This is a genomic window from Nostoc sp. DedQUE02, from assembly GCF_034531035.1.
Taxonomy (GTDB): domain Bacteria; phylum Cyanobacteriota; class Cyanobacteriia; order Cyanobacteriales; family Nostocaceae; genus Nostoc.
On sequence record NZ_JAVRBY020000004.1, the window covers coordinates 63,516 to 77,190 of the forward strand.

The window sequence follows — 13,675 nt, forward strand, 5'->3', positions numbered from 1 at the left end:
TGTCTCCCATCCTCGGCATAACTTCCAGATTCTGACGATACCGTAGTGGATGAGTGTCCATGTAGTAATCACTTTAGTGTTTAAGACAAAAACTAAAATACTGACTACAAACTTATTTACCCAAGTTTCGTTGACTTGATAGACTACTACGTTTATTAACGTAAGTACGGAGTTCAGCTCTGTTTCTATAGCCGCAAATCACCTTCACTAGCGCTAGGTGGACACGCATAACAATGCAGCCTTACTTATTTACCTCATTCAAATGAAAATCCCTACAGATTAAGCTTTTAGTCTTTAAATATATAAATTGCAGATTTTATATTCATAAAAATTATAAATATTTCATCAAATCTTTATTATATCTAAGTTTAATTACTAAGGGCTAACAACAGTATTTGCCAATGAAAAATAGTCTTTTTTTACGTATATGCACTTTAAATAAACAGCTATTTAAATATAGTAATAAAAGTTGAATTACAGATTGACTTTACAGAAGTATAGCTGTTAGAAGTAAGAAACAAACTAAGACGGATAACTGTTCAAAGCAGCATTATCTTAAATTTTTTCCCTACTTAATGAAATCTGATATGAAACCTAGTTTACTCACTGCCCTGATTGCTGTTGCAGCCACCTTCACCGGATTAGTTTCCCAAGTAGAAACTGCATCTGCTGCTGATTTTACTTGGGATAATTCCTGGACTCAACCAACGGTATATAACAAGTCTCAAACTGGTTTTAATGACACTCCTTTTCAACAATTTGTCCAAGCAGAAAGTGTTGTTTTACCAAATAGTGGGCAATTTAAATTAGACCCCAGTAAATTAAACTTAAAATACGACCACGATGTTTCTGTTTACTTTATTAATGAGGGTGCAGGTTATAGAAACCAATTAGCCTTCAATGCCACAGGAACTACTAACAAATCTGGGCTGCTTTTTAATGATATTTCTTGTGAAGGAGCCGGATGTGTTGGCAACTGGGGCGGCAATGCATTACAACTGGGCGATGGGGTCAAACTTGGTAATATTACCGCAGGTACTCAACTCGACTTTTGGTTGAGAGCTGATGGTTTAAATCGTGGTAACTCTGCCAATATCTTTGGTACTGAAACTGGCTCTAATGCTGATGGACTACAGCACGCAGTTGCTTACGCTTACAACAACTACATCCTCATGGCATTTGAGGATTTATACGGCGATTTACACGCTTCAGGGGTAGATCCTATAACTGGTAAGCAAAACGAAGGTTCTGATCGTGACTTTAATGATGTTGTGGTTGTTCTTGATATCGGCGAGGCAAATGTTAGAGAATTAATTGGTGCTACTGTTCCTGAACCGTCTGTTACTCTGTCAATGTTTGCAGTGGGAGCAGTTAGTATGTTTGGATTGCGCCGTCGCCGTCAAACTCGCAATGTTAACTAAACTTTCAAGCTTTGTAACCAAGTAATTAATCGCATTTTCACCCGTATAAGTGTACGGGTGAATTTACGTGTGTAGTGGCATTTATATTTTATCTACCGCGATCGCGTTCTAAATCATCAATGACTTTTTGCAAATACCACTCGTCTGACATCCCAGGATGATAATCTTGTTTCTGCTGAATCAATCTTTCGGCAATTTCCCAATATCCCCCAACCATTCGCAAAAGTCGCTGACGTAGCAGGTGATATTTTTGCTTTTTTGACTCTGGACTAAATTTCTGGATTTTTTCTAGACTACTTAAGACTTGTTGATAATTTCCCCAGTCTTCTTGTTCACAAAAAACACTCGCCGCCCGTTGATAATTCTCTACGGCGTTTTGCATTTCTTCTATGCAAGTATAGGCAATGCCGCGATTGTAGTAAGCTTGAGCATCATTGGGATTGATTTGCAGCGCTTGGGTGTAATCTTTAATTGCATCGAGATAATTACCTGTTGCTCGATAGACATTACCTCTGGCAATATAAACTAAGGCATCTTCCGGTTGTATCTGGAGTGCTTGGTTAAGATCCGCGATCGCTCCTTGATGATCTCCCAATACAGAACGTGCTTTGCCTCGGTTGCGATAGACAATGGCATCTTGAAAATTTAGTTGCAATGCTTGATTAAAATCTGCGATCGCTTCTCGATAATCTCCCATTTTACAACGCACAACCCCACGACAGCAGTAAGCTTGGGCATCTTGCGGATCGGCTTTTAATACCCAGTTTAAATCGGCGAGTGCCTCTTGGGTATCTCCCTTTTCAGCCTTTTCTAATAATTGTGTGAAATAATCATTGGTGGATAAAATTGGTGCATTGGTAGAATGTGATTGCTTAATAGCAGGTACATCTTGAGGTTGTAACTGTTTAATTCGTTCTAGACACAGACGACAATTCTCTTTGTCCTGTTGTTCTAGATATAACCCAGCAGCTTTTTTAAAGTTAGCGATCGCATCTTGAATATAACCCTGTTTGCGCCGCACCATCCCCCGCAGATTATAAGCAGCAGCATAATTGAGATTGAGACGAATCGCACGTTCCACATCCTCTAGCGCCCCTGGTAAATTTTTCAGCGCCACCCTAGCTAATGCACGACAATAATATGCCTCTACACTCTCAGGATTCAGCTTCAGGGCTTCGGTATAATCTGAAACAGCCTTAAGAATTGCTCCTGAGTCATAATGTGCCAAACCCCGTTGCAAGTAAGCTTCGGTAAAGTAAGGTGTCAGTTGTAAAGCATGGTTAAATTCCTCAATTGCTCCAGCGTAGTCTTTTCGCCTAGCCTTTTCCAATCCTCTATTGTAGAATTCGTCATTCATGGCAGTTCTTTGGTTGATTCAGTTAGGTGAATTCCAGCAGGCTTGTTTTGTAGTTTAATTTATGCACTTACCTTTAATATTTTAAGTATCCAGTCTGGCTTTGCTTCATTTCGGATTTTCGATGAAATAAAACAAATACACCACCCTAAGTTATAATGAATGGAATTTACCCAATATAATATTGTACACTTCCATATTTTAGACTTAGATTTAGTTCAAATATCAATAATAATTTTCATCTATGAAAATTAGGACTATTACAACAGATATAGAAAGAGTTATAGCTTTCTTAATTATCTGGCAACTTTACCTATTAAATTAGATAAATCACCTCAACCAGATGATTTCCAATTAAAAATAAAAAAATCTGGAGAATTGAATGTATTCAATTCTCCATACTTCAGAGATGGTAAAAAATTTACAGTTAACTAAGATTCAGAATAGTTTAATATCGGCACAAAATTTGTGGAATCAATATACTAATCAGACTGGATTTATTCTAATTTTTGATTCCTGCGTGCTGAATTATTACACTAAAATTATTCTGAAAGCAAGCTAGGAGAAGTCAGGACAAAAACATCCCAATTTCCTTGAGCGTCAGTTTGTGGTTTTATGGGATTGGCGAAGTGGAAAAATTCATGATCGTTAACCAATAATAGTTCCCCCGGATTTAGAACTTTGCTAAACACAGGCTTTTCTTTTTTAGCAGTATAAAGATGTGTTTCTCCACCTTGAATATTCTCTCTATTTACTGAGAATATACCAATAAAATCAGTTCCATCTTGATGGATACCTTCAGGCGCTGGATTACCAAAATTCTCTGGAGAACAACTAATTCTAATTTGATGAACTCCGATTTCAGCTTCAGGATGAAGTTTACAAGAATCACTAAATGCCAAAACAAGATTTTTGAAAATATCAAGTTCTATGAGTGCATCATCTAATTCTGCAAACTCTCTTTTGATGTCACCTGCTAATCGATTATACTCTTTACTTTGAAAGAAGACCCCGTGAGGTAATTTGATTAACTGATTTCCAGAGACTGTGAACCGAGATAATCTTCTGGAACGATAATTGCCTTTGATATAAGGGTCAAGAGGCATACTACTAAAAAATGGCTTGAAACCTTCTAGACTGATCGAATTTACCTTTCTGAGAGTAAATAGAAAAGCATATTCTAGTTCCGTTGCTGTCCACACTTTTTGCATAGGATTTACCTCCTTGCACATTGAAATTCTCCCAGATTTTTATGGGAGGCTTATAACACTTAGTATATGCTACTTTTTATTACTATGTTGTCAATTTGACTACAAAAATTGACAATTAATGATATATGAAGTTACTCAAATTCTGTCACAGGGCGGAGTCGCTGCTGAAAAGATTTGCAGATATAGGTTCGGTGGGCAAAGAATCAACGTATATTTACAAACAGCAACAAGGTTCCATAATGATAGATTGGCTTTACAAGTACCCACCTTTGTATCCCGGTATTTTACTCAAGCGTTACAAGCGGTTTTTTGCTGACGTTCAACTTACTTCTGGCGAAATAGTCACAGCACACTGTCCCAATACAGGGCCAATGACTGGAGTATCGACTCCCCAAAGTGCGGTACAGCTTTCCAAAAGCGATAATCTTAACCGGAAATTGGCTTACACTTTAGAACTAATTCAGGTACATGATAATGAGCCAACTTGGGTAGGCATAAATACTTTTTTGCCGAATCGGGTGGTAAAGCTAGCTTTGGCGAAATACCTTTTCCCGGAATTGGGCAACTATAGCCAAATCAAGGGCGAGGTAGTTTATGGGCTAGATAAAAAAAGTCGAGTGGATTTTTTCTTGACGGGGAATGATGAGGAACGCCCGATTTATTTAGAAGTGAAAAATACAACTTTGTCTGAAGGGAGATTAGCGCTATTTCCTGATACGGAGACTACAAGAGGGCAAAAGCACTTGCGAGAATTGATGGCGCTGTTACCTTTAACTCGTGCGGTAATGCTTTACTTTATCAATCGCGGTGATTGTATCGAGTTCTCTCCTGGCGATCGCACAGATCCCGTATATGGTAAATTGTTACGGGATGCGATCGCTCTCGGTTTAGAAGTCTTACCTTGCCGTTTTGACATTTCCCCCGAAGGTATCCGTTATTTGGGTTTGGCAAAACTAAAAATTTGATTACATCTAATTAAAACAGACTAGCAATTGCAACGTCTCTACATACATAAAACAATAAATCCATCTAGATCGTGTCTAAATGGATTTATTGACAGTTGATGTTTACTAAAAAACATTCAACCAGACTGTAATGAAGAAACGACTATAAAGTAGTCGCCACCCCAGAAATAGCGTTCGCTATTCTGAAGCTTGCTTACGCAGGAATCAAAACTGTGTCAATGACGTGGATAACACCGTTATCAGCAGCAACATCTGCGGCTGCAACTGTTGCATCATTGATCTTAACGCCGTTAGATGCGTCAATTTTTACATCTGAACCTTCAACTGTTGTAGCTGTCTTCAGTTTAACTACATCAGCAGCCAGTACTTTGCCTGAAACAACATGATAGGTCAAGATTTGCTTGAGCTTGGGAATATCTTGCAGTAATGCGTCTACTGTACCTGCTGGAAGCTTATTAAACGCTTCATCGGTGGGTGCAAAGACGGTGAATGGCCCAGGGCCTTTAAGTGTATCTACCAGACCAGCTGCTTGAATTGCTGCAACTAGTGTGTTGAAAGAACCATTGTTAGCGGCGGTATCAACTATGTTGGCCATGTGTTTTACCTAGTTCTGTGTAACTTGTTACAAATCTAAACTATTTATTTAATAAAATCTATCTATCGTTAGGCGTATGTAAAATCAAATTTTTTATTGATATCATAAAAGTTTATATATATTTTTATACAAAAAAAGAATTATATGTTATGTGGGCGGATACTTTACAAGCATTTTTAAATGCATAGTTTACCGCCGCAAGTATCACTCTTTTTTTATACAACGGTGGGGGCGATCGCTGTTCATTAAAATAGACCTCTTGCAAAAGTGCTTTTTGCACTCTTGTGGAAAAAGGGTAAAGGTTATGGTTCGGCAAGCTCACCAACCGGGGGAAAGGCAAAATACAGAACCTTTCCCTTTCCTCCCGCCCCTTTTCCCGACAAATGCCAAGAAGTCTAATCAATGCAGCACTAGTTTTACCAAAAAAGTTAGTTAAAAAAGATAAATTTAAGTATTTTGTTGGTATATCCAGGATTGTATATTTTTAGGAATTATCTGATATTTTATAGCAAAACCTTTGCCAGTAAGGCTTTTTTATCTTTATAGGATGTTTGTTCTAGCTTTTTGTCATGAATTTTTGACCAAAAATGTTGGTAATAAGTCTATTTAACTGATATTATTTCATCACCAAATATATTTCACTTGCTGTTTGTGTAATTCCACTTGGAAATAATAAACGGCTCATCACACTAATGCTTTTAGCAATTGTGATTGGCTATTTATTTCCAGAATTTATGATGCGTAGGATTTACGCCAAAATCTTCTATAGCTCCCATTTATCCATATCCTCTGCCTTCTCGGTAGTTGGTTTTTTCGCTGCCTGTGCGTAAGTCAGGTATGTCAACAATGAGACTTTTAGGTAATATTTTCCCCAAACTATAACTTTCATGAACAGAAGAAGACTTATCGCTTGGATTGCTACGGCAGTTACCAGCATGATGCTGGTAATAGGCTTCCAGTTTGTCAATTTATCGCCAGCAAACTCCACAACCACACTTAATGTGTATGCGGCTGTCAGCTTAACAAACGCCCTGAACGCCATTAAGACTCAGTACCAAACTGCTAACCCAAGCGTCAACGTTGTTTACACGTTTGGTGCTTCTGGTACCTTACTGAGCCAAATACAAGCAGGAGCACCAGCAGATATTTTCATTTCTGCTGCTACCGATCAAATAGATGTTTTGCAGAATTCAAGCCCTAGTAAATTGGTTGCAGGTAGCCGTAAGAACATTGTCAGAAACCGTCTAGTTTTGATTGCTCCTACGACACCTCCTGTTAGTGCTGGTAGTGCTGCTCTTACTAGCTTCAATGGTTTGACCAATGCCAATATTAGTGGTGTTGCGATAGGTGACTACACAGGTAATCCTCCACTTGTGCCAGCAGGAAATTATGCCAAACAAGTTCTCACTAGCCGAGGTATTTTCACTACTCTTACCCCTAAATTATACCTTGCCAGCAATGTGCGTAACGTTTTAACTGCTGTCGAAAATAAAGCTTCTGTCACTATTGGAGGTGTAAATAAAACTATCGATGCAGGTGCCGTTTACAAAACTGATGCTGCCATTTCTAACAAGGTAAGAGTCGTAGAAACTGCCCTAACAACAGAGAGCGATCCGATTGTCTATCCACTGGGTATACTCACCAGAACTACAGTTTTAACAACAGCACAGAGTTTTTCTAACTACTTAACTGGTACTACTGCCCAGAATATCTTCAGAAATAATTATGGGTTTCTTGCACCTTAATCACCACAAAGTAAATCAATTAAGTAGTTGTTGTCATGAATTTTGAACTATTTGGAGTAATGCCTCATGAAGTTCACTAAAAAACTCTCAATTATTGTTTGCAGTTTGACCACTGCTTTCCTTTATACTGCTGTAATTACCAATACTTATAAATCGGCAGCACAAGCGGAAGGACAAGAGCTAATTATCAACGGGGGATTTGAAATCGATCCTCTTGTAGATCCTAATGATCCTAACATTGTAAATTCAAATGTTACAGCATGGGTTAAATCTGGTGAGCTGATAGATATATCAGGTATTACAATTAGCAACTTTCCTCATACTGGCAACCAAGGTTTATCGCTTGGTTCATTTTCAGGTATTAGCTACATATCACAGACGATCCCTACAATTCCTGGTCAACATTACCAACTTACTTACTATTTTGCATCCATAGAGGAAGCACCTAACCTTAAGAATAAATTTAAGGTTTTTATAGGTGGAAAGAAAGTTTCTGTGCAAAATGATACTCCTTACCAACCCTACACGCAATACACCTTAGATTTTAAAGCTAAAGCAACATCCACAGAGATCAAGTTTGCTTCTAAAGCCAAGTATGGGTTTTTATATTTGGATGATGTAAGTGTCAAAGCTACACCTGAACATCAGGGAGAAAACTATGGAGATGAAGTGATAGATGATAGGGATGACTAAACTTTATGTAGAAGTCTGTCAAGCTTAATTCGTAGTAAGAACTTTAGTTCTTTATTTTATAAGCCCTAAAGTGCTTACTACAAACCCTCAAACTAGCTTAACAAAGTAATAAATGTAACTATCAACTTGCTGGAATTGTCAAAATTTGAAATTATTTGGAGTCAATTTTCATGAAGTTAACTAAAAAACTCTCAATTATTGTTTTTAGTGTTACCACTACCTTAATTAGCACTGCTGTGATTAACAATAGTTATAATACAGCAGCACAAGCGGCAGAACTTGTTAAAAACGGAAGCTTTGAACTCGATCCCCTCGTAGATACTAACAATCCAAACGTTACAAATCCTAATATTACAGACTGGATTAAATCTGGCAATCCGATAGATACATCAGGGATTAGAATTAACAATTTTCCTCAGTATGAGAGTGGTAATCAAGGTTTATCAATTGGTTCATTTGTAAATCCTGCTTATATCTCTCAGAATTTGGCTACAACTATCGGGAGTAATTATAATCTCAGTTTCTTTTTAGGAACAGATGAAGATAACAGTCAAGTTGATAACATATTTCAGGCATTTATCGATGGAAATCAAGTTTTTGACAAAATCAATACTATAAATGTTGCTGGAAGTCCTTTCACACAATATGACTTAAATTTTGTGGCGACACAATCATCTACAGAGTTAAAGTTGGGTGGTAAAGCTAGTTATGGTTTTTTATACTTGGATAATGTGAGTGTAAAACCTGTGACTGTTACTGTACCTGAACCATCAACTATTGGAGGAATAGTATTAACTGCTGGGTTGCTAGGAGGATGGTTGAAGAAAAAGAAGGCAATTAGCTAGAAAGAATAGCCCTTTTTTGTCACACTTGGCAAACAACAGAGCGTAGACGCGCACCGACTTGTTGTTAGACATCGCCATACAATTTTAATGGAAAAGGTGTCAAGGTGTAGTTCAGTTGTAAGCATCGCCTGAACCTTTCCCTCTGACCCTTTCCATTGCTCAACAAAGTTCAAATTTGATAGTCCTATGCAACTAGAACTTTGCCACAATGCTGATTTGCAGGCACTGCTTCCACCATCTTTTTCGGTTGGGGTAAGTTGAAGTTCTGACAGAGACATCGCTTCTGTTCTGGTAATGGCATTGCTTGCCAAAGTTGGGGAATAATTGGCCGGATGGCATCGATTACCGGCCGCCAATCTTGAGCCAGTCCGTTGCCGGGGTTCCCCCAGTTGTAGGAACTGGCGTATTCTTGAGTCAGAGCCTTGTGCAGTTTTTGACGTACCAGATGGAGCAGTCCTCGCGCCGTAGAGAACCGCTAAAGCCACCACCAATAATCGCGATCGCAACTGGAGAGACGGTTAGGTTAAGAATGTTGTTCATTATCACGTGTAAGTTGCACTTGCTGCTTTATATTCATTAACTATTCCATCTCTGGTAACAGATTAAAAGCTCATACACTTTAAAAACTCAAAGCTATAGAATTTGTTCATAGATGAGAAATATTGAATCAAACTTCTACACCAAGAATGCATAAGTGATCCTTTATTAGTTGTTTACCTAAATGCATTGGATATGGTGAATGAATATTACCCATAGACCATGCTGGTGAGATTCGTAAATAGTGTGGCACTCGGCAAAGTGATTTTAGGCTTTCTTCTGTTTTGTGAAAATCAGAATGAATGAAAAAGGGAAGCATTTCTAGCATCTGCTGGTGCTTGAATGCAATATTTACACCGTATTCGTCATCTTGAGAATCAAGCATATAGAGTTCGCGTGCTGTTGAGGTATCTTGAGCTTTTTGTGTTTTCGGTAATTTTCCAATAGAGAAGTAATGGAGCAACTCAGGTACAGAGGTATCGTAAAAACCACTTAAGTGAATTAAATCTCGTGCTGGAGAATTTTCATTCCAAGTTTTTCGATTGGTGATGTATTGAGTTGTTTCGTCGCCAGTGCGAAAGCGAATTATTCCTAGTAGGTTCCTAAGCTGGTTATGGTCACGAGGATATACACAAGCATGACCTGGAACGTGTTGGAAGTCTAAGATATTCCGTTTTGCAAGGAAATATTCATTTTTTAGTTGAAACCAAGCTTGACCTCCGTTTTCTTCACCACGCTCATTACGCCATACATCTGCTTCGATTAAGACAAGGGTAGGACAATCGCCCACTTGTGTTATTACATCCGCCGCAAATTTTGCTAATTCTATTCCCTGTAATTGAACTGTTTTGTAATTGCGATCGCACCGTACCCGTGAGAAAAGCTGTCCCAGTTCAATCCCCGCCTGTGCATAAGGAATCCAATTGTTGCGATCGGGGAATAACACATCAACTGCACCATTTGCCCGCAGACGAACAGCTAAGGCATAGTGAATATTCTCTTGACCTTGAGTAGCTTTTCGGCGGCAAAGGGCAATTACATCTAGGTTTTGGGCAATTTCTTTGGGTATTCCTGCCCGTTCATAGACTTCTGAGGGCAGTCCATAGAGTGCCCCAACTTGGCGTAGCGTTAGATCCAGTACAGCATTCAAAATACGTCCTTCTGTCTTCTTGCTGTAAGATAGCGGTATATCTGTGCTTTCATCTTCTTTGTCAGCTGGTTTTGGTTTAACCGTTTGCACCATTTGAGAACTAATTTTTTCTAACACACAAGCTTCACGAACAACTCTATAAATGCTTTGTTTAGGATGAACTCCCTTCTTTTTTGTTTGTCCAATCTCAACGATCGCAAAACAGTAAGGCTTAGTAGTAGAGTCAATTGAAGCAATAATCTTATGTTTTAGAAAGTCGCGCCATGCATCGAGTTTCATTTGATGCTGCTTGCGTATTTGTTTATCAAACTCTTGACCATCTTTAGGTGTAAGTCCGGCTGTGTCGAGGGGTTTCAAAAGATTTGGATCGTTAATCCATACAGATGATACTTTGATATGTTCTGGAAAATCTTCTCCTTCATTGAGCAGGAAAGCATCACACAATGTCTGGTAAGTTACATCACAGGTATCTCGTTCGCGCCACAGAAGAAAAATATGTATGGGTTTTTCTTGCAATGCCCGCTCAATAGCATCAGCAACGATCGTTTGTCTTTCTTGACGACGGTTATTTACACGTTGCTTAATTTCTTTTTCAGTCAGCTTTTCTTTTTGTTGTTTTGTAAAACTTGGAGGTTGAGAAATATATTCGTAATCACGCATCGCCAAGGGTGTCTTTTGTCCAGATGGAACAGGAATATCACACTGCATTGGATTATCTGGTATCAAAACACCGTTTAAAAGTTCTAATACTTGAGCAACGATATCACCGCGTTCCTGTAAACTAAATCCTGGTTTAATGCTATGTCCTCTTTTATGGTTTTCATGTTCATACTTGTATCCTTCAGCATGAACTAAATAATATTCATCTCTATTAAAGTTAGGATGATTATCTAAATTGCCGTATCTAGCAGGGTTGCAAAGAATGTTATCGGTTGTTTCAAGGGTACGCGCTTTGAATGCAGCTAACAGATTTGGTAATTGAAATTTCCACAGATTACTATCTTCTCTTCCATTGTTCTCAATGGTAAGACGTATCAAAGTTGAATCTACTTCGTAACCAGATAAACGTTCCTCATTCATTCCCATCAGTACAGAGATGTCACGACCATAATTAGTTTCGATTAATCGCTCATGAGCATATCGTTGGCAACTTAAATGCAAAAAAATCCACGGTTGAAGCTTGCCATTTTGGTTGAATCGCCCTGCTTGAGTCTGAACGCGAAAATCCAGGCGATAGACAAAATAACCTTCCCTTTCTTTACCATAATCATCTGTGTACAGTGCCGGAAATGCTTGACTGACTAGGAATAGTCCAGTACGACCTGAGTCATCGCCTTGTACCTTGCGCCACTGAATTTCTTGCTCTCTTTGCCCGGAGCGAATAACACATTTTTTTTCATGCAGCAATGTTGCCAAGAAACTAGGAATAGCTTGGTATCCCAGTCCTTTTTCGGAATTGATGTTTTGAACGAGCGTTTTTGGAGTAATAGGTTGCCAATTCCAATTAGTAGGAATTATGACCATGTTTTCAAGAAAGCGATCGCAAACACTATTCACCTGATCTGCTTTACCTTTACCATCAAATTTCTTTGCCCACTCTTGCGCCCAAATAATCACTAACTCATGTATTTGCTCAGGAGTTGGAACTCGCAACGGATTTTCAACTGTTCCCACAGCTAATGCTCGATAATCGCCTGGAGCAAAGTATTCAAAACCATGTGTCAATGTTGATGCACAGGCAAGTAATCCATTGTTTAACTGTCGGTACGGCCAACGAACCTTTGATTTACGCTGAGGCAACATAACTTGTTCTATGCTGTTACAAAAGTCACTAACAATTTCTAAAAATGGAAACTCAAGTACCGCAATTTCCAAATCTGTAAGAGCATCTTCTGCAAGATTCATTCTGGCAGGTAAGAGAATACGAGATTGCACGTCTTTTTTAGGCATTATGAATTCCTTTATACAAAAAATTTACCAATACAGGTCTTCGATTCTTTCCAGTGCATCGGCTAGAGGCTTGTAAAGCGCATTTCCTACTGTGTTTTCCTCGCTGGCGTAGTCGCAGATTCGTAGAAGCATCGCAACCAGAAGACTTGTCTCTTCTGTATCTAGTTCAGATAATTCTGGATCAGCTTTCCTTGCAGCACTCTTGGGTGCCCAAGCTGCATCGACAAAATAACCACGAAATGGGACACCTCCACGCAAAAGACGACCAACGGCTTGAATAATCAACCCAGCAGTGCTTGCAGCAAGGTCAAATCGAGGAAAAGCAAGTAATTCTTGATTATCACGTAGGGTTTTGTAGTAAGAACGTTGCTCAACTGCTCGCCAGTAACGCGCCGCTAGTTGACGCACCTTTTCAGCACGTTGTACAATTCCGTCTCCTTGTTGCCATGCTAGAAAGTCTGCTTTATCCGCCCAGTCTAAAGCACGACGGTTCATTTCTTGAGCGATCGCCTGTGTATCATGTGGGTGTGGATATGGACGAGTCAGAAAGTAAATAGCACCAAATGCGGCTTTACCGTTGGCATTCAAAATATTGAAACCACGCCCGATCGCATTCATAGGAGCAACAAGAATCTCTCCCTTAGTTTGCCCAAAAGTTTCAATATCTGCACGATTGAGCGCACCCTTATCAGGTGGTTTGACAAATTTCGCTAGCTCATCAAAGTTATCTTCCGTGTATGTCTCTATATTGTCAGGAACTAGGTGATAAACAACGTCCTGCTTACTTGACCAGCAATTGCGAATTTCGTTTGCTGCCCAACGAGCTTGATCGTAGGAGTTGACTAATAAAAGAAGGCGATCGCGATCCTTCCAGTGATCATTCAAATCATTTTCGCCAAGACGTTCTAATTCCCTGAGTTCTTGCCCCAAATGACCTGTACCGTTAGTACCAACGAGCGATCGCGCTATTTCTTGAAACAAGCCCATTTTCTGTTGTTCAGGGCTACCAGAAATGCGGAGGGGTTTGTTCTTTTGGTTGAATTGGGGAAGAAATTTGAAATTACTTTGAGCGATCGCATCTCTCGCCCTCTGTTCTGGCATTAAAACCCCTTGGGGATTACCAACGTGGAAACAGGCGAATCTCAAAAGTAGAACTTTCCAGAAATAGTCTGCAAATTAGAACCACTTAAATTCATTCATAACTGGCAA

Annotated in this window: 11 protein-coding genes; 5 read left to right on the plus strand and 6 right to left on the minus strand. The window is 39.1% G+C overall.

All coding sequences use genetic code 11. The annotated features are described in order from the left end of the window. Positions 1-587: 587 nt before the first annotated feature. Positions 588-1,421 carry a DUF4114 domain-containing protein gene (locus RMX98_RS05695; protein ID WP_322678851.1) on the plus strand — a complete coding sequence of 278 codons (834 nt, stop codon included), beginning with the start codon at positions 588-590 and terminating at the stop codon, positions 1,419-1,421. A gap of 88 nt (positions 1,422-1,509) precedes the next feature. Here RMX98_RS05695 and RMX98_RS05700 read toward each other — a convergent pair whose 3' ends face one another. Then, positions 1,510-2,778 carry a tetratricopeptide repeat protein gene (locus RMX98_RS05700; RefSeq protein WP_322678850.1) on the minus strand — a complete coding sequence of 423 codons (1,269 nt, stop codon included), beginning with the start codon at positions 2,776-2,778 and terminating at the stop codon, positions 1,510-1,512. A 539-nt stretch (positions 2,779-3,317) separates the two neighbouring features. Next, positions 3,318-3,986, minus strand: a complete 669-nt coding sequence (locus RMX98_RS05705) for a 2OG-Fe dioxygenase family protein (protein WP_322678849.1) — start codon at positions 3,984-3,986, stop codon at positions 3,318-3,320. A gap of 239 nt (positions 3,987-4,225) precedes the next feature. Here RMX98_RS05705 and sfsA point away from each other — a divergent pair, with 239 nt between their 5' ends. Continuing rightward, positions 4,226-4,951 (plus strand): DNA/RNA nuclease SfsA, encoded by a 726-nt coding sequence (gene sfsA / locus RMX98_RS05710; protein WP_322678900.1) that lies wholly within the window; start codon positions 4,226-4,228, stop codon positions 4,949-4,951. 193 nt (positions 4,952-5,144) lie between these two features. On the opposite strand, the gene RMX98_RS05715 is transcribed toward sfsA, so the two are convergent. Continuing rightward, positions 5,145-5,546, minus strand: a complete 402-nt coding sequence (locus RMX98_RS05715; RefSeq protein WP_322678848.1) for a fasciclin domain-containing protein — start codon at positions 5,544-5,546, stop codon at positions 5,145-5,147. Positions 5,547-6,433: 887 nt separating this feature from the next. Here RMX98_RS05715 and modA point away from each other — a divergent pair. The 3 genes from modA (at position 6,434) to RMX98_RS05730 (ending at position 8,829) form a co-directional block, all read left to right on the plus strand. Then, positions 6,434-7,291 (plus strand): molybdate ABC transporter substrate-binding protein, encoded by an 858-nt coding sequence (gene modA / locus RMX98_RS05720; protein WP_322678847.1) that lies wholly within the window; start codon positions 6,434-6,436, stop codon positions 7,289-7,291. 66 nt (positions 7,292-7,357) lie between these two features. Then, a complete protein-coding gene (locus RMX98_RS05725; RefSeq protein WP_322678846.1) occupies positions 7,358-7,984 on the plus strand; it encodes a DUF642 domain-containing protein in 627 nt (208 codons plus the stop codon). 170 nt (positions 7,985-8,154) lie between these two features. Then, the gene (locus tag RMX98_RS05730) at positions 8,155-8,829 is read left to right on the plus strand and encodes a DUF642 domain-containing protein (RefSeq protein ID WP_322678845.1); all 675 of its coding nucleotides are present in this window, start codon (positions 8,155-8,157) and stop codon (positions 8,827-8,829) included. Here the strand turns inward: RMX98_RS05730 and RMX98_RS05735 are convergent. The 3 genes from RMX98_RS05735 to RMX98_RS05745 form a co-directional block, all read right to left on the minus strand. Further along, positions 8,826-9,335 (minus strand): hypothetical protein, encoded by a 510-nt coding sequence (locus RMX98_RS05735; protein WP_409880953.1) that lies wholly within the window; start codon positions 9,333-9,335, stop codon positions 8,826-8,828. The genes RMX98_RS05730 and RMX98_RS05735 overlap by 4 nt on opposite strands. Before the next feature lie 161 nt (positions 9,336-9,496). Beyond that, positions 9,497-12,466, minus strand: coding sequence for an RNaseH domain-containing protein (locus tag RMX98_RS05740; RefSeq protein WP_322678843.1), 2,970 nt, complete (start codon positions 12,464-12,466; stop codon positions 9,497-9,499). A 24-nt stretch (positions 12,467-12,490) separates the two neighbouring features. Continuing rightward, positions 12,491-13,567 (minus strand): hypothetical protein, encoded by a 1,077-nt coding sequence (locus tag RMX98_RS05745; RefSeq protein ID WP_409880954.1) that lies wholly within the window; start codon positions 13,565-13,567, stop codon positions 12,491-12,493. Positions 13,568-13,675 lie beyond the last annotated feature (108 nt).

What these genes read in the sequence shown, in the direction of transcription:
- modA (WP_322678847.1), top strand. Translation starts at nt 6,434, where the DNA reads ATGAACAGAAGAAGACTTATCGCTTGGATTGCTACGGCAGTTACCAGC.
- RMX98_RS05715 (WP_322678848.1), bottom strand. Translation starts at nt 5,546, where the DNA reads ATGGCCAACATAGTTGATACCGCCGCTAACAATGGTTCTTTCAACACA.
- sfsA (WP_322678900.1), top strand. Translation starts at nt 4,226, where the DNA reads ATGATAGATTGGCTTTACAAGTACCCACCTTTGTATCCCGGTATTTTA.
- RMX98_RS05740 (WP_322678843.1), bottom strand. Translation starts at nt 12,466, where the DNA reads ATGCCTAAAAAAGACGTGCAATCTCGTATTCTCTTACCTGCCAGAATG.
- RMX98_RS05730 (WP_322678845.1), top strand. Translation starts at nt 8,155, where the DNA reads ATGAAGTTAACTAAAAAACTCTCAATTATTGTTTTTAGTGTTACCACT.
- RMX98_RS05745 (WP_409880954.1), bottom strand. Translation starts at nt 13,567, where the DNA reads ATGCCAGAACAGAGGGCGAGAGATGCGATCGCTCAAAGTAATTTCAAA.
- RMX98_RS05695 (WP_322678851.1), top strand. Translation starts at nt 588, where the DNA reads ATGAAACCTAGTTTACTCACTGCCCTGATTGCTGTTGCAGCCACCTTC.
- RMX98_RS05705 (WP_322678849.1), bottom strand. Translation starts at nt 3,986, where the DNA reads ATGCAAAAAGTGTGGACAGCAACGGAACTAGAATATGCTTTTCTATTT.
- RMX98_RS05700 (WP_322678850.1), bottom strand. Translation starts at nt 2,778, where the DNA reads ATGAATGACGAATTCTACAATAGAGGATTGGAAAAGGCTAGGCGAAAA.
- RMX98_RS05725 (WP_322678846.1), top strand. Translation starts at nt 7,358, where the DNA reads ATGAAGTTCACTAAAAAACTCTCAATTATTGTTTGCAGTTTGACCACT.